Raw genomic sequence first — 26600 nt, 5'->3', positions numbered from 1 at the left:
GCGGTCTCGGCCAACCGCGGCAACTCTGTCCGGATTTCGCGTCATGCGAGGGGCCCTCCCGGAGTCCTACAGGCATGGACATCACTTTCGAGCAACCCGCCCGGGCCCGGCTGATCACCGCCGAGGACGAGGAGGTCCCGGTGCCCGCCACGCTCCGGTACACCTCAGGTGATCCGCTGGCCGTCTTCGTCGACTTCCCGGCCGAGGTCACCCTCGGCGGCGAGGAGGTCACCTGGACCTTCGCCCGCTCGCTGTTGGACCAGGGGCTCAGCGCCCCGGCCGGGCGCGGGGACGTCCACATCTGGCCCTGCGGCCCGGGCCGTACGGCCGTGGAGTTCCACTCGCCGCACGGCCTCGCCCTGCTCCAGTTCGACACCCAGGCCCTCTTCCGGTTCCTGCAGCGCACCCACGAGGTGGTGGCCCCGGGGCAGGAGGACGTCGAGGCCGTCGTGGAGCGGGGGCTGAGCACGCTGTTCGGGGGCGTGTGAGGCGTACGGGGCGCTACCGACCCGTACTTTGACTCTTGTTCACTCCCGCCTCACCGATCCGGCCCGGAGCCTGCCGACCGCCCCGTGCACCCTGGCGCGCGGTGTGCCGCACGGGCGCACCGGTGACGAGGACGGGGCGAATGACACCGATCAGCCGAAGAGACTTCGTGGGACTGGGCGCTTCCGTGGCGGCGGGCATGACGGTGGGTGCCGCCGGCCCACGGACCGCGGCAGCGGCCGCGGCCCGGAGCACGGCGACCGGCACGATCTCGGACGTCAAGCACGTGGTGATCCTCATGCAGGAGAACCGCAGCTTCGACCACTACTTCGGGCGCCTCAAGGGCGTCCGCGGCTTCGCGGACCGCAGCGGCATCACCCTGAGCGGCGGCTATCCGGTCTTCAACCAGCCGAACGACACGGGCCGCCAGTACCCGTGGAAGCTCAGCGCCACCCCCGACGCGGCCGGCAAGGACGGCGAGACCCTCGCCCAGTGCAACGGCGACCTCCCCCACTCCTGGTCCTCCCAGCACTCCGCGTGGAACAAGGGCCGCCTCGACAACTGGGTCGCGGGCGTCGGCAACGTGCGCTCCCTCGGCTATCTGGACCGCGCCGACATCCCCTTCCACTACGCGCTCGCCGACACCTACACGATCTGCGACGCCTACTTCTGCTCCACCCTCAGCGCCACCGGTCCCAACCGCACCTACCTGTGGAGCGGCAAGGTCGACTCCTCCAGCTACGACGGCGGCGACGAGTCGGGCCTGACCTGGCAGAACTACGCCGAGGCCCTGCAGAGCGCCGGAGTGACCTGGAAGGTCTACCAGAACGCCCAGGACAACTACGGGGACAACGGCTGCGCGTACTTCAAGAACTTCGCGAACGCCAAAGCGGGCAACCCGCTCCACGACCGGGGCATGTCCTCCGTCCCCGCGGTGACCGGCTCCACCCCCGACGACATCGCCGCCGCGATCAAGGCCGACGTCGTCGCCGGCACCCTCCCGCAGGTCTCCTGGGTGGTCGCCAACCAGGCGTTCTCCGAGCACCCCTACGCCCCGCCCGGCGACGGCGCCCACTTCGTCAGCCTGGTCTACCAGGCCCTCGCCGCCGACGCGGCCGTCTTCGACTCCACCGTGCTGTTCCTCAACTACGACGAGAACGACGGCTACTTCGACCACGTACCGCCCCCGGCCCCGCCCGCCGGCACGGCCGGCGAGTTCCTGAACGGCGTGCCCTACGGCTTCGGCTTCCGGGTCCCGATGATCGTCATCTCGCCCTGGACCCGCGGCGGCTGGGTCTCCTCCGAGGTCTTCGAGCACACCTCGGTGCTGCGCTTCCTGGAGACCTGGACGGCGGCCCTCGGCAAACCCGCGAACTGCCCCAACATCAGCGTCTGGCGGCGCGCCGTGAGCGGCGACCTGACCGGCGTCTTCGACTTCGCCAACCCGGTCTACGGCGCCGTCTCCCTGCCCGCGACCAGCGTCATCGGCTACTCCACCTGCGGCCCGCTGCCCAACCCGGTGCCCACCACCAACGCCCTGCCCGCCCAGGAGTCCGGCACCCGACCGGCCCGCGCGCTGCCCTACCAGCCGAACGGCTACCTGGACCACCTGGAGTTCGGGACCGCCGGCACCGTCCGCGCCTGGTTCACCATGGCCAACCAGGGCAGCCCGGCGACCCGGGCGGCCCACTTCTCCCTCCACCCGAACGCCTACCGGGACACCACCCCATGGCAGTACACGGTGGACGCCGGCTCCACCGCCTCCGACTACTTCAACATCGGCACCGGGTACGGCGCCGGCAAGTACGACATCACCATGGCCGGCCCCAACCGCTTCCTGCGCCGCTTCCAGGGCGACGCCACCAAGGCCGGCAAGTCGGCGGAGGTGAGCACCCGTTACGCCGTGGAGCCCGGCACCGGCAAGCTCGCCGTCTGGTTCAAGATGGCCAACACCGGCTCCGGGCCGGTGAAGTTCACCATCACCTCGAACAACTACCGCACCGACGGCCCCTGGACGTACACGGTCGCGGCGGGTGCCTCGGCCGAGGACTACTTCAACGCCGTCGCGTACCAGGGCGGCTGGTACGACTTCACGGTCACGGTGGACTCCGACGCGACCTGGTCGCGCCGGTTCACCGGCCATCTGGAGACGGGCGCCGCCTCCGTCAGCGGCTGAGGTCCGCGTACAGGTCCGGGCGCGGGGCGAGCTCGACGGCCGTACGGCCGCCGGTCTCCAGCGCCCGGACCCCGGCCTCGGCGACCACGGAGGAGGCGTAGCCGTCCCAGGCGCCCGGTCCGGTGACCCGGCCCTGCCGGGTGGCGTCCACCCAGGCCTGCACCTCGCGGTCGTAGGCGTCGGCGAACCGCACCAGGTAGTCCTGGGCCACCTCCTCGCGGGCGCCGCCGCCCGCGGTGACCAGCATGGTGTGGTCCTCGCCGATCCGGGCACTGCCCCGCTCGCACACGGCCTCGCAGCGCACCTGGTAACCGAAGCCGCAGTTCACGAAGACCTCGACGTCGACGACGGCACCCCCGTCGGTCTCGAACACCACCAGTTGCGGGTCGAGCAGCCCCTCGGGGGCGCCCGCGGAGGGCCGCGGCCGCAGCACGGTCACCGCGGTCAGCTCCTGGCCGAGCAGCCAGCGGGCCGCGTCGATCTCGTGCGACACCGAGCTGTTGATCAGCATGGCGCTGGTGAAGCCGGGCGGCGAGGACACGTTGCGGTGGGTGCAGTGCAGCATCAGCGGCCGGCCCAGGCTGCCGCCGTCCAGCAGCGACTTCAGGCGCCCGTACTCGGCGTCGTAGCGGCGCATGAACCCGATCTGCGCCAGCCTGCGCCCGAGCTTCGCCTCGGCGTCCACCACCCGCAGCGCACCGGTGGAGTCCGGCACCATGGGCTTCTCGCACAGTACCGGGAGCCCGCGCTCGAAGGAGGCGAGCAACGGCTCCTCGTGCGCCGGGCCCGGAGAGGCGATCAGCACGGCGTCGACACCCGGCGCGGCCAGGGCGGCCAGCGGATCGGCGTGCACGGTGACGCCGTCCAGACCGGCCACCGCATCCTTGGCGCGGTCGAGGTCGGGGTCGGCCACCGCGGCCACCCGCGCGCCGCTGATCACCTGGTCCAGTCGTCGTATGTGGTCGGCCCCCATGTGTCCGGCACCCAGCACCGCGACGCCCAGCAGCTCAGCCACGCCCACACACTCCCTCTCGGCCGACGATCACGGCCCAGAGCCTACGTCGGCCGGATGAGGGGCTCGTCAGTAGCGCAGCACGCCGGCGATGCCGTTCTCGTCGCCCAGAGTGCCGTCGGGGACGAAGCGGACGTCGGCGCCGGTCTCCAGGCACTGTTCCACGATCTCGTCCACGATGTCGTCGCGGGCGTCGAGGTCACCGCTCACGGCCGGCACCAGGTGGTCGCCGTCGTCGCGGACCGTGGTGCGGTAGTTCTCCTCGACGGCGAGCAGCCGGACCCGGCCCTCGCGGGCGTTCTGCCAGACCTCGTCGACACCGGCCGCGAACGCCTTGTGGCCGCGCGCGGACTCGAGTTCCCGGGTCACCGACGCGGTGCTCCGGCGGTTCTCCGCCTGGAGCAGCGGGGTGATCGCCTGCCACACGGCCTCCGGGCCGGCGTGCGAGAGACCGCCGTGCCGTACGGGGATGCTGTGCCTGGCGACGTTGCCGAGCTCCTCCCAGAGGGAGAGGGCGGCCTGCTCGCCGGTGACGTACAGGGGCCGCGGCTCGTCGCGCAGCAGCGCGGCCATCGCGGTGTTGGCGTCCCGCAGGAAGTGCTTGGTGTCCTCGTCGCGGAAGGTGCTGGGTGTGTCCCCGATCTGCTCCTGGCGCTCGGCGTCGAAGTTCCGCTGCGGGCGGTCCATCGGGAAACCGCCGGACCGGCTCTCGGTGACGCGGTCGACGCCGCCGTTCCACAGCGTGATGCGGTCGGCCGAGATCGAGAGCACCCAGAACGGGCGCTCGGCCGCGTGTGCCGAGACCAGGTTGCGGGTCAGGAAGGTGTCCGAGAGCACCACGCGCTCGGGCACGCTGCGGGCCAGCGACCACACCTGGTGCTCACCAGGCGCGGCGAAGATCACCAGACCGTCCTCGGTGTACGTCAGATCGACCTCGGCGAGCGCCTGTTCGAGCTGGCTGACCACGTCGGAGCGCCGGTCCCGGGTGACCGCGGGATCCGCCTCCAGCTGCTTCTTCGCCTCGGCCACGACATTGCGCAGCCGGACGGGGTCCTGGGCGTTGTCGGGCTCACGGCGGTGCGTCGGCGTCAGCACCGACACGGCGGGGTAAGGGCGCGGGCGGCGCAGCTCGGCAAGGGTCGAAGGACTGAGTGCGTGCTCCATATCAGCACCATAGGGCCGATTCGCCATTGCGGCATTTGGGGTAATTCCCCGATGCCGTCGGATCCGGCGCGCGCCGTAACCGTGTTGAGGCCCGGCGGCCGGTGACGGCGGGCCGGACGGCCCGTTACCGTACCCGGCAGTAACCGGATCACGCCCCAGGAGGCCCCCATGCCGCAGTTCGAAGTCGACGGAGCGGCACTGACGTACGACGACGAGGGCCCCCGCGACGGCGCCGCGGCGCCCCTGGTGTTCATCCACGGCTGGACCGCGAACCGGCACCGCTGGGACCACCAGGTGGCGCACTTCGCCGGAGCGCGCCGGGTGATCCGGCTCGACCTGCGCGGCCACGGCGAGAGCACCGGGGCCGGCGTGAAGACGGTCGCCGAACTGGCCGAGGACGTGGTCGCGCTCCTCGACCACCTGGAGGTGGATCGTTTCGTCCCCGTCGGACACTCCATGGGCGGCATGATCTCCCAGACCCTCGCGCTGGCCCACCCCGAGCGCGTCGAGCGCATGGTCCTGGTCAACTCCATCGGCCGGATGGCGTACAGCCGTGGCCGCGGCCTGCTGATGGCTGCCTCGACTCTCGTGCCGTTCAAGCTGTTCGTCGCCGCCAACATCCAGCGCGCCTTCGCCCCCGGCTACCCGCGCGAGCAGATCCGGGAGTACGTCCGCGCGTCCGCCGGCACCCCGCGCGAGGTCGTCATGACGCTGTACGGCGCCATGCGGGCCTTCGACGTCCTCGACCGGGCCGGTGAGATCACCGTGCCCACCCTGATGGTGCACGGCTACCACGACATCCAGCTGCCGGTGGGGCAGATGCTGCGGATGGCCAAGGCGTACCCGGACGCCGAGGTCCGGATCATCGACGCGGGCCACGAGCTGCCGGTGGAGCGGCCGGCCGAGCTGACGGCGGTGCTGGACCGGTTCCTGACTCCGGCCGCGTAGCGCGAACCCACGACAGCACCAGGTGACCGGCGCCCGGCGAAAGCCGCGGCGCCGACCCGTTTGGGGAACTTTTTGCGCTTGGCCTGTTCGAGGCGGACGGAGCCCGGTGCGAGGCGGGTTCGCGGGCCTCGCGCGGGCAAAACGCGTCCGAAAGTGGGGGTGGTGTACTCCGTTCGTGTTACGGCCAGGTTGACCGGCCGAGGTCCCGGGCGCACGCTCGTTATATAGGTGCTGAATACAAGTGGTTCGCTCGGGCAATTGTCTGCGCCGCAGAACCGCAGGTGGCGCGTATTACCCGGCTGACCGGCAGCAGGAGGTAACGCATGTGTGGCATCACCGGCTGGGTCTCCTTCGACCGTGACCTCACCACCGAGAAGCGCGCATTGGATGCAATGACGGAGACCATGGCCTGCCGCGGCCCCGACGACCGGGGCACCTGGAGCGAGGGCCCCGCCGCCCTGGGCCACCGCCGGCTCGCGATCATCGACCTGCCCGGCGGCCGCCAGCCGATGACCGTCGGCACCCCGGAGGGCACCGTCGCGATGGTCTACTCCGGCGAGGCCTACAACTTCACCGAGCTGCGCCGTGAACTCGCCGCCCGCGGTCACCGGTTCACCACCGACTCCGACACCGAGGTCGTGCTCCGCGGCTACGTGGAGTGGGGCGACGCCGTCGCCGAGCGGCTCAACGGCATGTACGCCTTCGCCGTCTGGGACGGCCGCCACGACAAGCTCGTGATGATCCGCGACCGCATGGGCATCAAGCCCTTCTACATGTACCCGACCAAGGACGGCGTCCTGTTCGGCTCCGAACCCAAGGCGATCCTGGCCAACCCGCTGGTCCGTCCCCGCGTGGGCCTGGACGGCCTGCGCGAGCTGTTCACCATGGTGAAGACCCCCGGGCACGCCGTGTGGGAGGGCATGCGCGAGGTGGAACCCGGCACCGTGGTCACCGTCGACCGCCACGGCCTGCGCACCCGGGCCTACTGGCGGCTGGAGACCCGCACGCACCCCGACGACCGCGACACCACCGTCGCCACCGTCCGCGAACTCCTCGACGACATCGTGCGCCGCCAGCTGGTCGCCGACGTGCCCCGCTGCACCCTGCTCTCCGGCGGCCTCGACTCCTCCGCCATGACCGCCCTCGCCGCCCGGCAGCTCGCCGTGCAGGGAGAGAAGGTCCGCAGCTTCGCCGTCGACTTCGTCGGCCGGACCGACAACTTCGTCGCCGACGAGCTGCGCACCACCCCCGACACGCCCTACGTGCACGACGTGGCCCGCCTGGCCCGCACCGACCACCAGGACATCGTCCTCGACGTGGCCAGCCTCGCCGACCCCGCGGTCCGCGAGAGGGTGATCCGGGCCCGCGACCTGCCGGCCGGGTTCGGCGACATGGACACCTCGCTCCTGCTGCTCTTCCGGGCCGTCCGCGACCAGTCCACCGTCGCGCTGTCCGGCGAGTCCGCCGACGAGGTGTTCGGCGGCTACCTGCAGTTCTTCGACGAGGGGGCCCGCACCGCCGACACCTTCCCCTGGCTCTTCCAGTTCGCCCGGCACTTCGGCGACGACGCCGGCGTCCTGCGCGCGGACCTCGCCAAGTCCCTCGACCTGGAGAACTACGTCGCCGACGCCTACCACTCCGCCGTCGCCGGCATCCAGCGCCTGGACGGCGAGAGCGATTTCGAATACCGGATGCGTCGCATGAGCCACCTGCACCTCACCCGCTTCGTCCGTATCCTGCTCGACCGCAAGGACCGGATGAGCATGGCCGTCGGCCTGGAGGTCCGGGTGCCGTTCTGCGACCACCGGCTCGTCGAGTACGTCTACAACGCGCCCTGGGCCCTCAAGTCCTTCGACGGCCGCGAGAAGACCCTGCTCCGCGAGGCCACCCGGGACGTGCTCCCGCAGTCCGTGTACGACCGGGTCAAGAGCCCCTACCCGTCCACCCAGGACCCGGAGTACGGCCGCGCCCTCCAGGAGCAGGTCAAGGACCTGGTGGCCCGGCCCGACCACCGGGTGTTCGATCTCGTCGACCGGGAGAAGGCCGACCGGGCGGCCCACCGGGCCGAGCTGAGCACCCAGGCCGACCGGCGCGGCCTGGAACGCACCCTCGACATGGCCCACTGGATCGACCTCTACGACCCCGAGCTCATGCTCTCCTGAGCCGTGAGCCGTGAGCCGTGAGCCGTGAGCCGTGAGCCGTGAGCCGTGAGCCGTGAGCCCCGGCCCTCGGGTCTCAGTCCGACGCGTCGGTGACGGCGCCGCCGTCACCGTCCGCCGGGCAGGAGCTGCCGTCGGGCGGCAGCGTGCCGTACAGCAGGAAGTCGTCGACCTTGCCGTGCACGCACGTCGACGACGTGTATCCGGTGTGGCCGTCGCCCCTGTTGTCCAGCACCACGGCCGACGGGCCGAGCCGTTTCGCCGTCTCCACCGTCCAGCTGTACGGCGTCGCAGGGTCTCCGCGGGTGCCCACGAGCAGCATCGGGGCGGAGGGCACGTCCTTCACCTCGTCGCGGATGAAGTCCGTGCCGCGCGGCCGGCCGTAGCACAGCAGCACCTGGGTCAGCCGGAACCGGCCGAACACCGGGGACGCCTGCTGGTACTCCTTGTCGAGCCGGGCGAGATCCCGGGTGAGCCGCAGGGCGCTCGGCCGGTCCGGGTCGTCGGCGCAGTTGATCGCCATCAGCGCGGCCGACAGGTTGTCCACGGGGATGTCCGCGCTGCCCACGAGCCCGCCGCCCGGCCTGTGCTGCTCGTGCGGAAGCGCGTAGCCGCCGGATGCGAGGTTCTGCACGCCCCGGGTGTCCCCGTCGTCGGTCAGTGAGGCCAGCCCCCGCTCCAGCAGCGGCCACAGGTCCTTGCCGTAGAGCCCCTGCCCGATGGCGTCCACCAGGTCCTGACCCGTGAACGGTCCGCCGAAGTCGGAGGGGACCGGGTCCTCGTCGAGGGAGCGCACCAGCTTCACGACCGCGTCGCCGGCCTTGCGCCGGTCCTGGCCGAACGGACACCCCCGGTCGGTGACGCACCAGTCCAGGAAGTCGTCCAGCGCCGTCTGCTGCCCCCGGGCCCCGGCCACCCCCTGCGCGGCCAGCGACTCGGTCAGCGTGTCCACGCCGTCCAGTGCGATCCGGCCGACGTTGTACGGGAACTGCGCCGCGTACACCGCGCCGAGCCTGGTGCCGTAGGAGAAGCCCAGGTAGTTCAGCTTCCTGTCGCCGAGCGCCTGGCGGATGACGTCCAGGTCCCGGGAGGCGTTCACGGTGCCTATGTGGGACAGCACGGGCCCGGAGTTCCTGGTGCACCGGAGCGTGAGCTGCTTCAGCGCCTTCATCAGGGCCTGCGGACGCGCGACGTCGGGGGGCTCGTCGGCGCTCGCGCCGTCCGAGGGGTCGCCGGTGCCGTCGCCGCAGCTGACGGGGGAGGAGCGGCCGACCCCGCGCGGGTCGAAGCCGACCACGTCGTAGCCGTTGGTCAGGCCCATGAACTCCTTGCCGTCCTGCCCGAGCTGGCTGACACCCGAGCCGCCCGGACCGCCGAAGTTCAGCAGCACCGAGCCCCGCGACGTCCCGGTCGCCCGGTAGCGGGACAGCGCCAGATCGAGGGTGCCCGCGGCCGGCCGTGCGTAGTCGAGCGGGACGGTGACCTTGGCGCACTGCATGTCCCTGGGCAGCTCCACGTCCTTGCACGCCGTCCACCTGACCTTCTGCCGGTAGAACAGGGTCAGGTCCGGCTGTTCTCCGCCCGCGGCCGCCGTGGTCACGGGCAGCCCGGCGCCCAGCAGGGCCAGCGCGACGGCACCGGCACCGGCGCCGGCGCGGCGCCGCAGGGCGGGCCGGGTACGGGGCACGGCAGGCATCGAGGGCCTCCAGGGACGCTCCGTGACGGACCGGGTACAGGACTTTCGCTCACCATAAGCGGGCTCCGCGGGGCCCGCCTCCCGGCGAGCGGCGCGGGCCGGAGTGCCGTACCCTCCGCGCGATCATCACCTTTCGGTGGCCTTGCATGCTTTTGCCGTCGGTTCGATATGGCTGTCGCTCGATGGGGTGAAATGTGGATAAGCCATAACTCACATGGTTCGTCTGCGTTTTAACCGTTGCGGGCGAGCGCCCGCAATCATGTCTGGAAGGCAGGGAACCTATGAAACGGGTTACCCGAAACGGTGTGATCGCCGTCGCCGCCGCGTCCGGTGCGATGGCCGTGGCGGTTCCGGCCTGGGCCGACGCGGGCGCGAACGGTACCGCGACCGGTTCGCCCGGGGTGGTCTCCGGCAACGGCATCCAGTTGCCGGTCGACCTCCCGGTCAACGTGTGCGGGGACACCGTGAACGTGGTGGGACTCCTGAACCCGGCGGCCGGCAACACCTGCGCGAACGAGGGCGGCCGCGCCACCGACAGCGCGGCCGGCGGCTCGGCCACGTCCGGCGGCGCGACCGCGCAGGGCACCGAGGAGGACTCGCCCGGGGTGGTCTCCGGCAACGGCATCCAGTTGCCGGTCGACCTCCCGGTCAACGTCAGCGGCAACAGCGTGGACGTGGTCGGCGTCCTGAATCCGGCCACCGGCAACACCTCGGGGAACACCTCCGGCGACCACCCGAGCCCGCCGAAGACCACCACCCCGAAGCCGCCGGCCCCGCCGAAGGCCCACCACGAGCCCAAGGCGCACCACCCCGCCGCGCCGCCGGCCCGGGCGACCCTCGCCCACACCGGCACGGACCTCACCGGTGCCACCGTGGCGGGCAGCGCGGCGCTGCTGCTCGCCGGGACCGCCCTGCACCGGCGCTTCCGCCCGGGCCGGACGCGCTGACCGGCCGGCGTGATATCGGAGCGGGCTGACGCACCGCACATCGGCAGGCCCCACCGGACCCGACCGGTGGGGCCTGCGCCGTACCCGCCAGCCGCCCGGCGACCGACCGGCGGACCGGAACGGCACGCGGCACGTCAACGGCTTGATCCCGTCGTGGCGCGGGACCCGGTGATCGGGAAGGATGCTGCGGGCGCGCGGCGCCGGTCGCCGCGCGGTCGGACCCCGTCACGGAATGGAGCGCATCGATGACCTCTCCGGCCCCCCAGGACCTCGTCGTCACCCGGGCCACGCCCGACGACTGGCCGGTGATCGTCGGCTGGGCGGCGGACGAGGGCTGGAACCCCGGGCTGTCGGACACCGCCGCCTTCTTCGCCCAGGACCCCGACGGGTTCTTCGTCGGCCGGGTCGACGGCGAACCGGTGTCGGCCATCTCCGTCGTCAACCACGGCGCCGACTACGCCTTCCTCGGCTGGTACCTGGTCCGTCCCGACCTGCGCGGTCAGGGTCACGGCCTCACCACCTGGAAGACCGCACTCGCCCACGCCGGGAACCGCACCGTCGGCCTGGACGGCGTGGTGGCACAGCAGGACAACTACCGCCAGTCCGGCTTCGAACTCGCCTACCGCACCGCCCGGTTCGTGGGCGAGGCCCCCGCCGCGGAGACCCCGGCCGGTGTCCGGCCCGCCCGCGCCGCCGACCTGGCCGCCGTCACGGCGTACGACGGTGCCTGCTGCCCGGCCGACCGGCCGCGCTTCGTGGCCGCGTGGCTGACCGCCGCCGGGCACAAGGCCCTCGTCCGCCACGACGGTGACCGCCTCACCGGTTACGGCGTGATCCGCCCCGGCCGCGACACCCTGCGTATCGGCCCCCTCTTCGCCGACACCGCGGAGGACGCCCGCGCCCTGTTCACCGCCCTCACCGCCGAGGCCGCGGGCAACCAGGTCGCCATCGACGTACCCGAGACCAGCACGGCGGGCGTCGCCCTCGCCGAAGCGGCCGGCTTCGCCCCCTCGTTCGAGACCGCCCGCATGTACACCGGCCCGGTCCGCGACCACGCCCGCGAGCGGGTCTTCGGGGTCACCACGCTCGAACTGGGCTGACCGTCGGTCACTGGGCCGACCGTCGGTCCCGGGCAGCCGGTGGCCGCGGGAAAAGGCGTTGCCGCCGCCGTGCCCGGATGATGGAGTGCTCGGATGGATCATCACACCGTGCTCGCTCTGTACGACCGTGACATGCGCGAGGGCGCCCGGCCCGACGGGCCCGGCGCCCGGGTCGAGCGGGTGGGCGCGGTGGTGCGTCAGGTCGCGGACGCCGAGGGATGGAACGGCGTCCTCTGGTCGGACCTGGACGCGGCGACCGCGGATCGTGCGATCGCCGGGCAGATCGACTTCTTCGCCGCCCGGGGGCTGGAGTTCGAGTGGAAGGTCTACGGCCACGACCAGCCGCCGGACCTCGGTGACCGGCTGACCGCGGCCGGGTTCCGGCCTGAGCCGCAGGAGACGCTGATGGTCGGCGAGGTGGCCCGGCTGAGCCTCGACACCGGGTTGCCGGACGGCGTACGCGTGGTGCCCGCCACGGACCGGGCCGGGATCGAACTCGTGGTGGACGTGCACGAGAAGGCCTTCGGCACCGACGGTGCGCGGCTGCGGCACCTGCTGCTGGCGCGGCTCGCCGAGCAGCCGGACAGCATGGTCGCGCTGGTCGCCCTCGCCGGGGACGAGCCGGTCAGCGCCGCCCGGGTCGAGCTGATGCCCGGGGCGAGGTTCGCCGGCCTGTGGGGCGGCGGCACGGTCGAGGAGTGGCGCGGACGCGGTGTGTACCGTGCCCTCGTCGCCCATCGGGCCCGGGTCGCCGCCGCTCACGGCTGCCGGTATCTCCAGGTGGACGCGTTGCCCACGAGCCGGCCGATCCTCGAACGGCTGGGCTTCCACGCTCTCAGCACGACCACGCCGTACCTCTCCCCGCAGTAAGCGCAGCAAGCGGCGGGAGACGGCCGGCCGGCGGTATCGCACGGCGCTCGGCCCGTTGACCGCCGCCGGGCGCGCCCGCGCGGCGGGACCGCACCACTCCGCGATGTGGTCCCGCCGCGCCCGATGCGCGTCAGGTCACCGGCGCGCCCTGCTGCGGTCCAGTGCCGCGATCCCCAGCGCCGCCAGGGCGATCTGGATGAACCACTCGATCCAGTCGGGGCCCTTGGTGTCGGCCACGCCGAAGCCCGCCGCGAGCGCCGAACCCAGCAGTGCCGCCACGATGCCGACGACGATGGTCCACAGGATGCCGATGTGCTGGCGGCCGGGGACGACCAGGCGCCCCAGCACACCGATGACGAGTCCGATGATGATGGCGCTGATGATGCCCGAGATCTCCATTTCCGCCCCTCTTCGTCTGTACCCCGCTGCTGTCCAATCTGCCCGCTGAATCCGGCGGCAGTCCCGTCCGGTTGTTACAGCGGTTTTCTGTTCACCGACCGGACATGCCATGTACCTTTCAATGAGTCGACGCGTGTAGAAATCTCAAGCACGTTCTACGCGCGCAGAGTTGGCGCCCGCACCGCCTCTACCCCACCCCCTCACGGAGGTTCGCCGGATGCTTGGATCCAGCAGATCCCGCCACAGACTCACCACCGCCCTGGCCGGGTTCGCACTGCTCGCCACGGGAGCCGCCCTCCAGGTCGGCACAGGGGCCGCCCCCGCCCGCGCGGCCACCACCTACCGCGTCCTGTTCGACGACGGCCACGCCGAGGAGGCCGGCAACGCGGACTGGATCATCTCCACCAGCAAGCCCGACCCGCTGGCCCAGGACTCCTCCCCGTCCTCGGAGACCGACTGGACCGGCGCGCTCTCCTCGTGGGGCGTCGCCCTCCAGAAGACCGGCAGCTACAGCATGAAGACCGCGACCAGCGCGCTCACCTACGGCGGCTCGTCGACGACCGACCTGTCGAACTTCGACGCGCTGGTGCTGCCCGAGCCGAACACGCTGTTCACGACCGCCGAGAAGACGGCGATCATGAACTTCGTGAAGAACGGCGGCGGTCTCTTCATGATCTCGGACCACACCGGCGCCGACCGCAACAACGACGGTGAGGACGCCGTCGAGATCCTCAACGACCTGATGACCAACAACAGTGTCGACTCGACCGACCCGTTCGGGTTCTCGATCGACTCGCTGGACATCAGCTCCGGCTACCCTGCCGCGATCAGCGACAGCAGCAACGCGGTGCTGAACGGCTCCTTCGGCACCGTCACCAAGAGCCTGATCGCCGACGGCACGACGGCCACGCTCAAGCCCTCCGACAACTCCGCCGTCAAGGGCCTTGTGTACCGCAGCGGTTACTCCGGGAACACCGGCGCCTTCTTCGCCACCAGCACCTTCGGCAGCGGCCGGGTCGCGTTCTGGGGCGACAGCTCGCCCATCGACGACGGCACCGGCCAGTCCGGCAACACGCTGTACGACGGCTGGAACGACAGCGGCGCCACCAACGCCGCCCTCGCCCTCAACGCCACCGCCTGGCTCACCGGCGCCTCCAGCGGCAGCAGTGGCGGCGGCGGAGGGGGCGGCGGTGGCACCTGCACCTCCGCCCAGCTCCTCGGCAACCCCGGCTTCGAGTCCGGCAACACCACCTGGACCGCCAGCAGCGGGGTCATCACCAACTCCAGCAGCGAGGCGGCCCGCACCGGCTCCTACAAGGCCTGGCTCGACGGCTACGGGTCCGCCCACACCGACACGCTGTCCCAGTCGGTGACCATTCCGTCCGGCTGCTCCGCGACGCTCAGCTTCTATCTGCACGTGGACACCGCGGAGACCACCACCAGCACCGCCTACGACAAGCTGACGGTCACCGCCGGATCCACCACCCTGGCCACGTACTCCAACCTCAACGCGGCTTCCGGATACGTCCTCAAGAGCTTCGACGTCTCCTCCCTGGCCGGAACCACGGCCACCATCAAGTTCACCGGTGTCGAGGGTTCGACCCTCCAGACGTCCTTCGTCGTCGACGACACCGCGCTCAACGTGAGCTGAGCGGGACGGACGGTTCCGGCAGGCCCGCCGGAACCGTCCGCTCCACCGCGTTCCAGCCGGACACCCGCACCTGGGGCGCGGAGCCGTGCAGGTCGGCGGTCCGGTAGGTGGCCGTCAGGGTCGCCGACTCGCCCGGCCACAGGCTGACCTCGTTGTCCGACCACTGGACGGGCAGCACCGGCTTGCCGTTCGCGTCGACCAGATGGACGTCCGTCAGCAGGGCCGGGGTCTTCCCCGTGCCCGTGTTGCGGACGGTGACCGTGGTGGTCGACGTGCCGTCGGCGTCCGTCGTCGACGCCGTCGCCGTGACCGGGACCTGGGCCATCGATGACAGCCCGGTCAGGTCGGCGTAGCTCGTCGTCGGGGTGTGCCACCAGTCGGTCTTCGCCCAGTCGAGGGTGTCGGACCTGGTGGAGAGCCAGTAGACGTTGCGGCTCACCTCCTTGCCGTCGGCGTCGGTGAGCACCAGCCGCGCCAGGTAGGTGGAGGACAGCCCGGACACCGACGCCGGCAGCGAGAGCGCGGTGCTGTGCGCGCCGTCGCCCTGCACCGAGACACCGGTGACGGTCTTGTCGTACTTCTGGGTGCCGTCGGGGTTGAAGAGGGTGGCCCGCGCGGTGAGCCCGGAGACCGGCGTGTGCCGGTTGTTCACCACGGCCACCGAGCGGTCGTCGTAGGAGTACTGGACGTGCAGCGGCTCGTTGGCCTTCTTGGCGCCGAAGTAGGCGCCGCCCTGGTCGAGATAACGGTCCATCAGCTGCCAGTGCAGGGACGTCCAGCCGCTGTTGAACATCCAGTAGACGACGCCGGTCGAGGGCTTCGAGGCGTCGGTCTGGTTGCGCTCGTACGCCTCGTACTGCGCGCGGACGTTCTCGTACTGCGCGAGCTGGGCCTTGCGGACGTAGTCGGTGAGGCTCTTCGGTGCGCCGTAGCGGCCGGTGAGGGCGGCGTCGTAGACCTTCAGGGTGCCGAAGGTCGCGGACGGCGAGCGGTGGTACTGCTTGGCGTCCGGGTTCTTCCAGAGGGTGTCGAGTTCGGCCGGGGTCATCATCCGGCGCAGGGTGTCGAGGGTCGGGATGTCCGGGCCCGCGCTGGTCTCGGAGTTGAAGCCGGTGGCGCCGCCCTCCCGCTTGGCGTACCAGTAGGACGGCGGGACCCAGTCGTAGGGGCCGGTCATCTTCATGCCCGAACTGCCCAGCTGGGGAGCGGACTTGTCGGAGGCGGCGGGCACCACGGGGACGGTCCAGTCGGCGGCGTCCAGGGCGTCCAGATAGTTCTTCTCGATCTTCGCGTCGGGCGCGGCGTCGCTGCCGATCAGGAAGGAGACCACGCTCGGGTGGTCACGCAGCCGGGCGGCCTCGGCGGCCATCGAGGCCTGGGCGACCGGGTAGTCGGCGGCGGTCCATTTCTCGCCGCTCTCGCCGGGGTTGGTCTGCCCCTCCCACTTGTCGCAGCACTCCCAGCCGGGCAGGGTGAGGACGCCGAGGCGGTCGGCGAGGTCGAAGAACTCGTCGGGCTCGATGTGGCCTTCCAGCCGGATGGCGTTCAGGCCCAGGTCGAGGGCGTACTTCAGGCGGTCCTCGGCGTAGGCGCGGTCCCAGCGCAGGAACTCGTCCGGTGACCAGCCGCCGCCCTTGATCAGCAGCCGGCGGCCGTTGATCGAGTACTGGCGGGCGCCGTCGGAGTTCAAGGGGGCCCGGACGTCCCGAATGCCGAAGCTCTCGTGGGCGGTGTCCGAGGCGGTGCCGGCGACGGACGAGGTGAGGTCGAGATCGTACAGCGGCTGGCCGCCCATGCCCGCGGGCCACCACACCTTGGGGGAGGTGAGGTGCAGACCGGGGGTGTCGGCGGGAGTGAAGGTGAGGGTCCTGGTCTGGTGGGCCGCCAGCTCGACCGACCTGGTGAGGGTCACCCCGGCGACGGTGCCGGAGACCTCGGCGGTGACCGGCGAGTCCGAGTCGTTGCGGGCCTGCGCCTTCACCGTCAGGTCGGCCGTCGCGAGGGACGGCACCGCGAGATTCGTCACCACGTGCGCGTCGCGCAGCGTGACCGGGCCGCCGCGCCGGACCAGGACGTCCCGGACGATCCCCATGTTCTGGTCGGGCGGCGGCTGGAGCCAGTCGAGCCAGCCCATGGTGAGGTTCTTGTTGGGGTTGTTGGGCCGGATGCGGAAGGCGACCGTGTTCGTGCCGGCCCGCACCAGCGAGGTGACGTCCAGTTCGTGGCGGGTGTAGGCACCGGTGACATCCGCGGTGGTCGCGACCTGACGGCCGTTCACATACACGTCGGCCGCCGAGATCACTCCGCTGAAGTCCAGGTAGGTGCGCTGTGCCGGGTCGGCCAACGAGAAGTCGCTGCGGTACCACCAGGGCACCTGGAAGGGCGCCTTGGGGATCTTCTCCTGGTTGGTGGAGACGAACGGGTCGGGGTAGACGCCGTCCGCGAGCAGCGCGGCCAGGACCGTGGAGCGGGGGCCGGCCGGATACCAGTCCTGTGTCGGGTAGCCGGGGGAGGAGACCGCCGCCGCGGAGTCGCCCACGTCGGCCGTCGACCGGATCGCGTACCCCGACAGCGGGGTCCTGGACCCGGCGGCGGACGGCACACGGGTGATCCGGGCGGGCCCGTGGGCCGGGTCGCGGGCCCCGGCCCAGGCGCTGGTGTTGAGTGAGCAGAGCAGTCCCAGGGCCACGGCGGCCGTGGCGAGGCGGTGTCCGGGGGCACGGCGAGGGAACACGATGGTCTCCAGGCTCGTAAAGTTAGGAAACTTTACTAACCCGGCTCAAGCTAGGGTGCCACGGAGGCCGTGTCAATCACCGTGGCGCCCGCGCGAGTTGGCGCCGCCGCTGTCAGGACGTGCCCGACCTGCGCTCGAACACCAGGTCACGGGCGGTCCCCAGGGCCGTGGCCACCGCGCCGAGCAGCACCGCGTCCTCGCCGAGCCTGCTGGGCGCCAGCTTCGGGCGCAGCGGTGTGAGCGTGCGCAGATGCTCCCGTACGGGGCGCAGCAGCAGGTCGACGCTGTGGCCGACGCCGCCGCCGAGCACCACCAGGTCGGGGTCGAGGACGGCGGCGGCGGCCGCCACCGTGTGCGCGATCCGCTCGCCCTCGAGGCGTACCGCCTCCACCGCGGCCGGATCGCCCAGGCGTGCCGCATCGAACACGGACTTGGCGGTGAGCTGCCCCGTCATCCCCAGTCGTCGCGCGGTCTCGACCACGGCCACCCCCGACACCGCGTCCTCCAGCCGCTCCGGCCCCCGCTGCTGTCCCGGCCAGGGCAGGAAGCCGATCTCCCCGGCCAGCCCGTGTGCCCCGGTGAACAGCCGCCCCTCGCTGACCACGCCCATCCCGAGGCCGGTGCCGATCATGATGTACGCGAACAGCCGGCTGCCCGCCCCGACGCCGTACGTGTACTCGCCGAGGGCCGCCAGATTGGCGTCGTTGTGCACCTCCAGCGGGACGCCCAGCTCCTCGCGCATCCGGTCGAACAGGCCCGCGCGCCCCCAGCCCGGCAGGTGCATCGCGTACCGCACCCGGCGCTGCCGCTCGTCGTACACGCCCGGCGTGCCCACCACCCCGTGCACCACCTCGGCCGGATCCACCGCGGAGTTGGCGACCACCTGCCGGGCGGTCGCCACCAGCAGGTCGGCCATCGCGCCCGAACCCCGGGCCCGGTTGCGCACGTCGGAGCGGGCGACCAGGGTGCCGTCGAGATCGGCGACCGCCACCCGCAGCCAGCTGCGGCCCACGTCGATGCCGAGCGCGAACCCGGCCGCCGGGTCGGGCGCGTACAGGACGGCCGTGCGGCCCCGCTCCGGCACGTGGGTGCCGACCTCGTGGACCAGGCCCGCCGACTCCAGCGCGGCGAGCGCGCTGGACACCGTCGGCTTCGACAGACCGGTCTCGCGGGCCAGTTGGGCGCGGGAGGCGGAACCGAGCAGGCGCAGCCGGTCCAGCAGCAGCCGCTCGTTGGCGCTGCGCAGGCGTTGCCGGCTCCAGGGCTGCTCCTGCTCCTCTACGACGTCGCTGGCGGCCATCGCACCATTCTCACCGATTCCCGTCGCATACTTGACGCATCTAGTAAGGCTCCTTAACTTTATCGGCCATCCCGCCGAGTCGGCCCCCGCCCGTCGTACGCGCCTCGCCCACCTCCCCGTGTCTCGCTCAGGAGCCCTCATGTCTGCAGGTCCCGGTAGTCCCGTCGTCTCGGGCGGTGCGCCACCGACCGGCGGTTTCGTCCGCCGCGTCGGCCTGTTCCAGGCCACCGCCATCAACATGAGCCAGATGTGCGGCATCGGTCCGTTCGTGACCATCCCGCTCATGGTCGCCGCGTTCGGCGGCCCGCAGGCCGTCATCGGGTTCGTCGCGGGCGCGGTGCTCGCGCTCTGCGACGGCCTGGTCTGGGCCGAACTCGGCGCCGCGATGCCCGGTTCCGGCGGCAGTTACGTCTACCTGCGCCAGGCCTTCCAGTACCGCACCGGACGCCTGATGCCGTTCCTGTTCGTCTGGACGGCGATGCTCTTCATCCCGCTGATCATGTCCACGGGCGTGGTCGGCTTCGTCCAGTACCTGGGCTACCTCGCCCCCGGCCTCGGCCAGACCTCCGGCGACCTGATCGGGCTCGGTGTCATCGCCCTGGTGGTGCTCCTGCTCTGGCGCGGCATCGAGCACATCGCCAGGATCACCGCCGTCATGTGGACGGTGATGATCGCCTCGGTGCTACTGGTGATCGTCGCCGCGGCCACCGACTTCAGCCCGCACCTGGCCTTCACCTACCCGGCCCACGCCTTCGACCTGACGAGCGACCACTTCTGGCTCGGCTTCGCCGCGGGCCTGACCATCGGCATCTACGACTACCTCGGCTACAACACGACCGCCTACATGGGCGCCGAGATCAAGGAACCCGGCCGCGTCCTGCCGCGCTCCATCCTCTTCTCGATCCTCGGCATCATGGCGATCTACCTGCTGCTCCAGATCGGCACGCTCGGCGTCATCGACTGGCACCGCATGACGAACCCGGACGACATCGCGTCGACTTCCGTGGCTTCGGCGGTTCTTGAGAAGACCTGGGGCAAGGGCGCCGCCGACACGGTGACCGTGCTCATCCTGATCACCGCCTTCGCCTCGGTCTTCACCGGCCTGCTCGGCGGCTCCCGGGTGCCCTACGACGCCGCCCGCGACCGCGTCTTCTTCCGCCCCTACGAGAAGCTGCACCCGAAGCACCGCTTCCCGATGCTCGGGCTCGCCACCATGGGCGTGATCACCGCGATCGGCTTCCTGATCGGCCGCCACACCGACCTGGCGACCCTGATCCAGCTGCTCACCACCGTGATGGTGATCGTCCAGGCGCTCGCCCAGATCGTGGCGCTCACGGTGCTGCGCCGCCGGCAGGCGGGGCTGAAGCGGCCGTACCGCATGTGGCTCTACCCGCTGCCGAGCATCGTCGCCTTCGCCGGCTGGTGCGTGATCTACGGCTACGCCGACCGGAACTCCCCGGGCCGTCACCCCATCGAGTGGTCCCTGGCCTGGCTCGCCCTCGGCTGCGTGGCGTTCCTGGTCTGGGCCCGGCTGGAGAAAGTGTGGCCGTTCGGGGCGAAGGAGATCAGCGAGGAGTACCTGACGCCGGAGGAGCCGGCCGTGGTGTAGTGTGCCGACCACACGTCAGCCTCACTCGGCGGTCAACTGCCGCCGGGTGAGGCTTTTTTCGTGATCGAACCCACTGCAGCGGACGTCGTCGTCCGCCCCGCCGTCCCCGCGGACCGCCCCGTCGTCGATCGTCTGTGGCTGATGTTCCGCCACGACCTGTCCGAGTTCCGTGGACTCCTGCCGAGGCCCGACGGCTCGTTCCGCGACGAGCGCGTCGAGGACGCGTTCTCCGCACCCGACTGGGCGGCCTACCTCTTCGTCCTGGGTGAGCACCCGGTCGGCTTCGCCTTCGTCCGCGCGCTGGACGTGCCCGTGCGGGTGCTCAACAGCTTCTTCGTGGCCCGCGGCGCGCGGCGGACCGGCATCGGGCTGGCCGCCGTCCGTGAGGTCCTCACCCGTCATCCGGGCCGCTGGGAGATCGCGTTCCAGTACGAGAACCCGGGCGCCGTCGCCTTCTGGCGGCGGGTCGCGGCCGAGGCCGCGGGCGACGCCTGGACGGAGGAGCCCCGGCCGGTGCCGGGCATGCCGGAGCTGCCGCCGGACGTGTGGATCTCGTTCGACACGGCTTCCTGAACCGCGTCGAACAGGAGGGCGACGTTGACATGCAAGCAATTGCCTGCATGACTTTGAGTGTGCGATCAGAGGGCGACAGTGGCATGGACCGCGCCTTCAAGGCGCTGGCCGACGACACCCGCAGGCGGCTGCTGGACCGGCTGCACGAGCAGAACGGCCAGACGCTGGGCGAGCTGTGCGAGCGCATCGCGATGACCCGGCAGTCGGTGACCCAGCACCTGGCCGTCCTGGAGGCCGCCAACCTGATCAGCACCGTGCGGCGGGGGCGGGAGAAGCTGCACTACCTCAACCCGGTGCCGCTCCACGAGATCCAGGAGCGGTGGATCGACAAGTTCGAGCGTCCGCGCCTGCGCGCGCTCGGCGACCTGAAGCGACGAGCCGAGGAAGCCATGAGCGACCAGCCCAGCTATGTCTACGTCACCTACATCGCCAGCACCCCCGAGAAGGTCTGGGACGCCCTCACGGACGCCGACCTGACCGCCGTCTACTGGGGGCACTCCAACGTCTCCGACTGGCGGCCCGGCTCCCGCTGGGAGCACGTCCGCACCGACGGCTCCGGCATCGCCGACGTGGTCGGCACCGTCGTCGAGAGCGACCGCCCGACCCGGCTGGTCACCACCTGGGCCGCGCCCGCGGACGAGGGCGACCGGGGCCGGCACTCCCGCGTCACCTTCGACATCCGCCCGCACGCCGACATCGTCAAGCTCACCGTCACCCACGAGGACCTCAACGACGAGGGCGAACTCCAGGCCGTCTCGTCCGGCTGGCCGGCCGTGCTCTCCAACCTGAAGTCCCTCATCGAGACCGGCAGCCCGCTCCCGCAGGAGCCCTGGCTGGTGCCCGGCCGCTGAGCGGGCGCGCGGCGGGGCCGGTCCGCCGTCATCGGACCGGCCCCGCGTCCTCCCTTCCAGGGGATGCTCGGTGTGCCTAGGTCATGGGCGTCCGCCTGGCCGCCGAAACGGCGCACACCAGCCCGAGGCAGAGGGCCAGCGCGCCGATGATGACGTTGTTGATGATGACGCCCTTGTCCGGGCTGGTGCCGACCACCCAGGGGGCGATGATCATCCAGATGCCCAGCGCGCACATGGCCCAGCTGAGGCCGTACATGCGCTCCGGTGCCCTGGTGAAGCCCAGTGCCAGCAGACCTATCGCTACGCCCATGATCAGGTTGTGGGTCACGAGCGCGGGCTGGCTCGCCGTGTAGTGGAGGATCCACGGGGACGCCGCGCAGTACAGACCGAGCAGGAACACCGGGCCGTCCACGAGCGCCACGTCACGGCCGCCGAGCATGCGGGCGTAGCGCTCCCGCATCTCGGAGACATCGGGGTGGCTGGATATGTCACTTCTGCCGTGCGAGACGTTGGCCATGACTCGTCTCCTTTGACTTGCAGGCCTGACCGCGTCTGGTGCGTGCGGTAAACGCCGCTAGAGAGCATTCTGCTCTTATTTCTTCTTTATGTGTAGTTCTGGGTTCAGCCGCGCTCCCGGGCCCGCCGGAACCGCGCGAGCCCCTCCGCCAGGTCGACGATCGGCTCCGGATAGCCGAGCGCCGCCCGGTCCGGGCCGCCCAGCTTCCACGGCACGTGCGCCTTCGCCCCCGCCAGCCCCGCCAACTCCGGCACCCAGCGTCGTACGTACGCGCCCTCGGGGTCGTAACGCTTCGCCTGGGTCACCGGATTGAGGACCCGGTTGGGGCGGGTGTCGGTGCCGGTGCCCGCCACCCACTGCCAGTTGAGCTGGTTGTTCGCCACATCCCCGTCGACCAGCAGTTCCAGGAAGTGCCGGGCGCCCACCCGCCAGTCGACGTACAGCGTCTTGGCCAGGAAGCTCGCTGCCAGCAGCCGCCCCCGGTTGTGCATCCAGCCCTCGTGGCGCAGCTGGCGCATCGCCGCGTCGACGACCGGGTAGCCGGTGCGCCCTGCCCGCCACGCCTCGGCGTCCTCGTCCGCGGCCCGCCCGGTGCGCCAACGGTCCTGTTTCGTCCGGTAGTCGGCCGTGGCCGCCGCCGGCCGCGCGGCCAGCACCTGCCGGTGGAAGTCCCGCCAGGCGAGCTGCCGTACGAACGCCTCGGCGCCCGGGCCGCCCGCCTTGCGGGCCCGGTCGACCAGCTCGACGGGGGAGAGTGTGCCGAAGTGGAGGTGCGGTGAGAGCCGCGAGGTCGCGTCGCCCGCCAGGTCGTCGTGGCGGTCCTCGTACGACCCGATGCCCGCGCGCAGCCAGGAGGTGAGCCGTCTGCGGGCCTCCGCCTCGCCCCCGGCGGCCAGCCCCTCCGACACGCCGGACACCCGGTCGCGGCGCGGCAGCGGCTCGGACCCGACCCCGTCCGGGACCGGGACCCGGCGCGGCGCGGCCACGGCCGTCCGCAGCGGCTGCCTCGACCACTGCCGGAAGTACGGCGTGAACACCGCGTAGTGGTCCGAGCCGGCCGGGGCCACCGCCCCGGCCGGGACCGCCCCGGTCACCGCGTCGTGGACGTGCAGCCGCCGGCCGTCCGCCTCCAGGGCGCGGCGCAGCCGCTCCTCCCGGCGCTGCGCATGCCCGCTGACGTCGCCGGCCAGGTGCACCGCGTCGGCGTCCGCCTCGGCCGCCGCCTTGCACACCTCCTCGACGAGGTCACCCGAACGCACCACCAGCCGGCCGCCGCGCTCACGCAGCCCCGCGTCCAGATCGCGCAGGCAGTCCGCGAGGAAGGCCAGCCGGTTGGGCACGGCGAAGCCGGCCCGGTCCACCGCGCGGTCCCGCACGAACAGCGGCACGACCTCGTCCGAGCCGTCCAGGGCCGCCCGCAGCGGCGGATGGTCGTACAGGCGCAGGTCGGCGGTGAACAGGACGACCGAGACGTTCATGGGGCGGCTCCGGTGCGGTGCGGCGGCAGACGAAGGTCCCACGCTCCCACTTCCCCGGGCCCGCGCGACGGACCGGCGGCCGGCGCCCCTCCGGCGTTTCCGGCATGTCCGCGTCGATCGGGGGCAGCCGCAGGGAAAGGCGAAGACCGACTCGGGAGGTGCGGGACCACTATGGGCGCGAGGGTGCTGGAGCGATTTCCCGCCGGGGCTCCCCGGGGTTCGTGGCCGGCCGAGGAGTACGCGGCGCGGTGCCGGGCCGAGGGCGGCCGGGCGACCGTGGTGATGGACCTCGGCTCGGACGCCTTCCTGGTCGTCGTACCCGGCCCGGACGACGACCGGCCCCCCTCCGCGGAGCGCGCGTCAGCCGGGAAGTGACTGCTCGGCCCAGATGGTCTTGCCCCGCGGATTGTACCGCGCCCCCCAGTTCTGCGCGAGCTGGGTGATGAGGTAGAGACCGCGCCCGCCCTCGTCCGTGTCCCGGGCGCGCCGCACATGGGGCGAGGTGCTGCTGCCGTCCGAGACCTCGCAGATCAGGCTCCGGTCCCGGATCAGGCGCAGCGTGATCGGCGCACCGCCGTACCGCAGCGCGTTCGTCACCAGCTCGCTCACGATCAGCTCGGTGGTGAACGCCTCCTCCGCCAGCCCCCACCGCGCGAGCTGCCGCGCCGCCAGCTCCCGCGCCCGGCCGACCATCCGCTCCTGCGCCTCGATCTCCCAGGTGACATGGGCGTCCGGGGCCAGACCGCTCATCCGGGCCACCAGGACGGCCACGTCGTCCTGGTGGCCCGGCGGCAGCAGTTCGGTGATCAGCGTGTCGCACACCTCCTGCGGAGCGGCCGACGCGGGGGTGCGCGAGAGCGTGGCGCGCATCCGGCGCAGCCCGGTGTCGAAGTCCTGCGCACGCGACTCCAGCAGCCCGTCCGTGTAGAGGACCAGGAGGTCCCCGTCGGCCAGGGCGACCTCCCGTTCCTCGAACACGACACCGCCGAGGCCGAGGGTCGGGCCGCCGGGCAGGTCCACGAAGTCGACGACGCCGTCCGCCGAGACGACCGCCGGCGGCGGATGACCGGCACGCGCCAGCTGGCACAGCCGGGACACCGGGTCGTACACCGCGTACAGGCAGGTCGCCCCCGTCACCAGGGACACCTCGTCGCCGCGCTCGTCGAGGAACCGGTTCATCTGGTCGTCCAGGTGGGCGAGGAGTTCCGCGGGGGACAGGTCGAGATCCGCGAGGGTGCGCACGGCACCGCGCAGCCGGCCCATGGTCACCGCCGACTGCAGACCGTGCCCGACCACGTCGCCCACCACGAGCGCCACCCGGGCCCCGGACAGCGGGATCACGTCGAACCAGTCGCCACCCAGCCCGGTGTGCTCGCTGGCCGGCAGATAGCGGGACGCCGTCCGCACCGCCGACGGCGACGGCAGCCGCTGGGGGAGCAGGCTGCGCCGCAGGGTCCGGGCCGTCGTCCGCTCCCGGTGGTAGCGGCTGGCGTTGTCGACGCACACCGCGGTACGGGTCACGATCTGCTCGGCGAGCAGCACGTCCTCGGGCTCGAACCGGCGGGGGCTGCGCGAGCGCATGAAGACGGCGGTACCGAGGGCGACACCCCGGGCGAGCATCGGGACCAGCAGCCAGGAGTGGACGTCCGGGCCGGCGCCCGGTGCCCGGCTGGGGTCGGTGGCGGCGGGGCGCAGTTGCTCGTCCGCGAGGAGCACGGACCTGCCCTTCGTGAGGGCGTCGAGGAAAGGCGAGCCGGATGCCGTCGCCGCCGTGTCGAGGTCGCCCACCCGCACCGCGCGCGCCCCGCCGGTGGTCGTGCCCCCGGTGGTCACCCCGTCGGACGCGGCCCGCCGCAGCAGCGGGTGGCGCGGCCGTGCGTCGTCGGCCGGCTCCCTGTCGTCCGCGTCGTCCCCGTCGGAGAAGACGGAGTCCAGCAGGTCGACGTGGCAGGCGTCGGCGAACCACGGCACCGCGACCTCGGCCAGTTCCCGGGCCGTCTGCCACAGGTCCAGGGTGGTGCCGATCCGGGTGCCGGCCTCGTTGGCCAGGACCAGCCGCTCGCGCGAGCGGACCCGGTGGGTCACGTCGGAGACCACATGGGCCAGCGCGATCACCGTCCCGGACGGGTCCCTGAGCGGCAGGATGGACTCCGACCACACGTAGTCCTGCGGTGAACCGGGTACCGGGTGGCCGACCACCTCGGTGTCGAGCAGCGCCTTGCCGGTCTCCAGCACCCGCCGCTGCCGCTCCTCCAGCGCGTCGATGTCCAGCAGGCCGGGCGGGGCCATCTCGCGCATCGTGTGCCCGGAGTACTCGGCATCCCGGAACACCCCCGCGCGGCGCTGCGCGAGGTTCTGGGCGATGAACCGCTGCCGGGTGTCGAAGAGGTCGATGTGGAAGGGGATGTCGGTGAACAGCCCTTGCAGCAGGGCGCGGCCGAATTCGTACGTGCGGTACGCCTCCGCGCCGGCCGCCTGTACGAGCCACCGCTGCTCGCCGTCCGCGGCGGTGAGGGCGCGCACCCAGACCTGGACCTCGACCGGTTCCCCACCGCGCCGCCGCAGCACCAGCGGCCCCTGGCGGATCCCCTCCTCCCACCGCCGGACCACGTGCGCCGCCTCGGCGGGGTCGTGCAGCAGGCCGTCCGCGGGCCGGCCGAGCACCTCCCGTGCCGGGTGACCGAGCAGCGCCTCGGCGCCCGGGCCCCAGGCCGCCACCCGGCCCCGCGCGTCCAGCAGTGCCTCCGCCTCGCCCCCGGGCTCAGGGAGCTCGCCGCGGCCGTCGAAGGTGATGTCGCGCATCCTCACCTCGGGCACATCCGTGCCGGACTCGGGATGTCGGTGTTTGTGGTGTTTGCCCAACAAATGATACCTGCGGGTGCGATGTCGGCCCCAGCGCATGCGGGGCGGGCCCCGGCCGTGCCGGGTGC

The 26600-nt window shown here is 71.9% G+C and carries 21 protein-coding genes; 12 read left to right on the top strand and 9 right to left on the bottom strand.

Translation table 11 applies throughout. The annotated features are described in order from the left end of the window. Positions 1-74: 74 nt before the first annotated feature. Positions 75-488, top strand: a complete 414-nt coding sequence (locus ACZ4UV_RS21580) for an SsgA family sporulation/cell division regulator (RefSeq protein WP_351494974.1) — start codon at positions 75-77, stop codon at positions 486-488. Positions 489-628: 140 nt separating this feature from the next. After that, positions 629-2662 carry a phosphocholine-specific phospholipase C gene (locus ACZ4UV_RS21575; protein ID WP_451018866.1) on the top strand — a complete coding sequence of 678 codons (2034 nt, stop codon included), beginning with the start codon at positions 629-631 and terminating at the stop codon, positions 2660-2662. Here ACZ4UV_RS21575 and ACZ4UV_RS21570 read toward each other — a convergent pair. Continuing rightward, entirely contained in the window at positions 2652-3677 is a 1026-nt protein-coding gene (locus tag ACZ4UV_RS21570; RefSeq protein WP_451018867.1) for a Gfo/Idh/MocA family protein, read from the bottom strand. The two genes, ACZ4UV_RS21575 and ACZ4UV_RS21570, sit on opposite strands and share 11 nt — an antisense overlap. A gap of 66 nt (positions 3678-3743) precedes the next feature. After that, complete coding sequence (locus tag ACZ4UV_RS21565; RefSeq protein ID WP_390038897.1) at positions 3744-4838, bottom strand: baeRF3 domain-containing protein; 1095 nt, start codon at positions 4836-4838, stop codon at positions 3744-3746. Positions 4839-5006: 168 nt separating this feature from the next. Here ACZ4UV_RS21565 and ACZ4UV_RS21560 point away from each other — a divergent pair, with 168 nt between their 5' ends. Continuing rightward, positions 5007-5786 carry an alpha/beta fold hydrolase gene (locus tag ACZ4UV_RS21560; protein ID WP_451018868.1) on the top strand — a complete coding sequence of 260 codons (780 nt, stop codon included), beginning with the start codon at positions 5007-5009 and terminating at the stop codon, positions 5784-5786. A 323-nt stretch (positions 5787-6109) separates the two neighbouring features. Further along, on the top strand, positions 6110-7948 hold the full coding sequence (gene asnB, locus ACZ4UV_RS21555) for an asparagine synthase (glutamine-hydrolyzing) (protein WP_451018869.1): 1839 nt from the start codon (positions 6110-6112) through the stop codon (positions 7946-7948). A 73-nt stretch (positions 7949-8021) separates the two neighbouring features. Here asnB and ACZ4UV_RS21550 read toward each other — a convergent pair whose 3' ends face one another. Continuing rightward, a complete protein-coding gene (locus ACZ4UV_RS21550; protein WP_451018870.1) occupies positions 8022-9641 on the bottom strand; it encodes an alpha/beta hydrolase in 1620 nt (539 codons plus the stop codon). 281 nt (positions 9642-9922) lie between these two features. Here ACZ4UV_RS21550 and ACZ4UV_RS21545 point away from each other — a divergent pair, with 281 nt between their 5' ends. From ACZ4UV_RS21545 to ACZ4UV_RS21535, 3 genes are all read left to right on the top strand, one after another. Further along, the gene (locus tag ACZ4UV_RS21545; protein WP_467839850.1) at positions 9923-10588 is read left to right on the top strand and encodes a chaplin; all 666 of its coding nucleotides are present in this window, start codon (positions 9923-9925) and stop codon (positions 10586-10588) included. A gap of 245 nt (positions 10589-10833) precedes the next feature. After that, positions 10834-11688 carry a GNAT family N-acetyltransferase gene (locus ACZ4UV_RS21540; RefSeq protein WP_451023147.1) on the top strand — a complete coding sequence of 285 codons (855 nt, stop codon included), beginning with the start codon at positions 10834-10836 and terminating at the stop codon, positions 11686-11688. Positions 11689-11781: 93 nt separating this feature from the next. After that, the gene (locus ACZ4UV_RS21535) at positions 11782-12558 is read left to right on the top strand and encodes a GNAT family N-acetyltransferase (RefSeq protein ID WP_451023146.1); all 777 of its coding nucleotides are present in this window, start codon (positions 11782-11784) and stop codon (positions 12556-12558) included. 135 nt (positions 12559-12693) lie between these two features. On the opposite strand, the gene ACZ4UV_RS21530 is transcribed toward ACZ4UV_RS21535, so the two are convergent. Continuing rightward, the gene (locus ACZ4UV_RS21530) at positions 12694-12957 is read right to left on the bottom strand and encodes a GlsB/YeaQ/YmgE family stress response membrane protein (protein ID WP_351502889.1); all 264 of its coding nucleotides are present in this window, start codon (positions 12955-12957) and stop codon (positions 12694-12696) included. A gap of 217 nt (positions 12958-13174) precedes the next feature. Between ACZ4UV_RS21530 and ACZ4UV_RS21525 the strand changes: the two genes are divergently transcribed. Further along, positions 13175-14608 (top strand): hydrolase, encoded by a 1434-nt coding sequence (locus ACZ4UV_RS21525; protein WP_467839846.1) that lies wholly within the window; start codon positions 13175-13177, stop codon positions 14606-14608. Here ACZ4UV_RS21525 and ACZ4UV_RS21520 read toward each other — a convergent pair. Both ACZ4UV_RS21520 and ACZ4UV_RS21515 read right to left on the bottom strand, forming a co-directional pair. After that, positions 14595-17342 (bottom strand): glycoside hydrolase family 2 protein, encoded by a 2748-nt coding sequence (locus tag ACZ4UV_RS21520; protein WP_451020559.1) that lies wholly within the window; start codon positions 17340-17342, stop codon positions 14595-14597. The genes ACZ4UV_RS21525 and ACZ4UV_RS21520 overlap by 14 nt on opposite strands. Positions 17343-17454: 112 nt before the next feature. After that, positions 17455-18642 (bottom strand): ROK family transcriptional regulator, encoded by a 1188-nt coding sequence (locus tag ACZ4UV_RS21515; protein ID WP_451020558.1) that lies wholly within the window; start codon positions 18640-18642, stop codon positions 17455-17457. A 139-nt stretch (positions 18643-18781) separates the two neighbouring features. Here ACZ4UV_RS21515 and ACZ4UV_RS21510 point away from each other — a divergent pair, with 139 nt between their 5' ends. The 3 genes from ACZ4UV_RS21510 to ACZ4UV_RS21500 all read left to right on the top strand — a co-directional run bounded on the left by ACZ4UV_RS21510 (position 18782) and on the right by ACZ4UV_RS21500 (position 21675). Continuing rightward, a complete protein-coding gene (locus ACZ4UV_RS21510) occupies positions 18782-20251 on the top strand; it encodes an APC family permease (RefSeq protein WP_467839841.1) in 1470 nt (489 codons plus the stop codon). 141 nt (positions 20252-20392) lie between these two features. Continuing rightward, positions 20393-20824, top strand: a complete 432-nt coding sequence (locus tag ACZ4UV_RS21505; RefSeq protein WP_467840709.1) for a GNAT family N-acetyltransferase — start codon at positions 20393-20395, stop codon at positions 20822-20824. 83 nt (positions 20825-20907) lie between these two features. After that, positions 20908-21675 (top strand): ArsR/SmtB family transcription factor, encoded by a 768-nt coding sequence (locus ACZ4UV_RS21500; protein WP_467839838.1) that lies wholly within the window; start codon positions 20908-20910, stop codon positions 21673-21675. Between the two features lie 76 nt (positions 21676-21751). Here ACZ4UV_RS21500 and ACZ4UV_RS21495 read toward each other — a convergent pair whose 3' ends face one another. Both ACZ4UV_RS21495 and ACZ4UV_RS21490 read right to left on the bottom strand, forming a co-directional pair. Further along, complete coding sequence (locus tag ACZ4UV_RS21495) at positions 21752-22192, bottom strand: SPW repeat protein (protein WP_451020554.1); 441 nt, start codon at positions 22190-22192, stop codon at positions 21752-21754. Positions 22193-22296: 104 nt separating this feature from the next. Beyond that, positions 22297-23670 (bottom strand): cryptochrome/photolyase family protein, encoded by a 1374-nt coding sequence (locus tag ACZ4UV_RS21490; protein ID WP_467839835.1) that lies wholly within the window; start codon positions 23668-23670, stop codon positions 22297-22299. A gap of 171 nt (positions 23671-23841) precedes the next feature. On the opposite strand from ACZ4UV_RS21490, the gene ACZ4UV_RS21485 reads away from it, so the two are divergent. Further along, complete coding sequence (locus ACZ4UV_RS21485; RefSeq protein ID WP_351485420.1) at positions 23842-24045, top strand: hypothetical protein; 204 nt, start codon at positions 23842-23844, stop codon at positions 24043-24045. Here ACZ4UV_RS21485 and ACZ4UV_RS21480 read toward each other — a convergent pair. Next, positions 24031-26472, bottom strand: coding sequence for a SpoIIE family protein phosphatase (locus ACZ4UV_RS21480; protein ID WP_451020552.1), 2442 nt, complete (start codon positions 26470-26472; stop codon positions 24031-24033). The two genes, ACZ4UV_RS21485 and ACZ4UV_RS21480, sit on opposite strands and share 15 nt — an antisense overlap. Between the last annotated feature and the right edge of the window lie 128 nt (positions 26473-26600).

The organism is Streptomyces sp. NPDC028289 (assembly GCF_055565975.1).
Note: the sequence above shows the minus strand (reverse complement) of the source record. Positions and strands in the feature narration are given on the sequence as shown.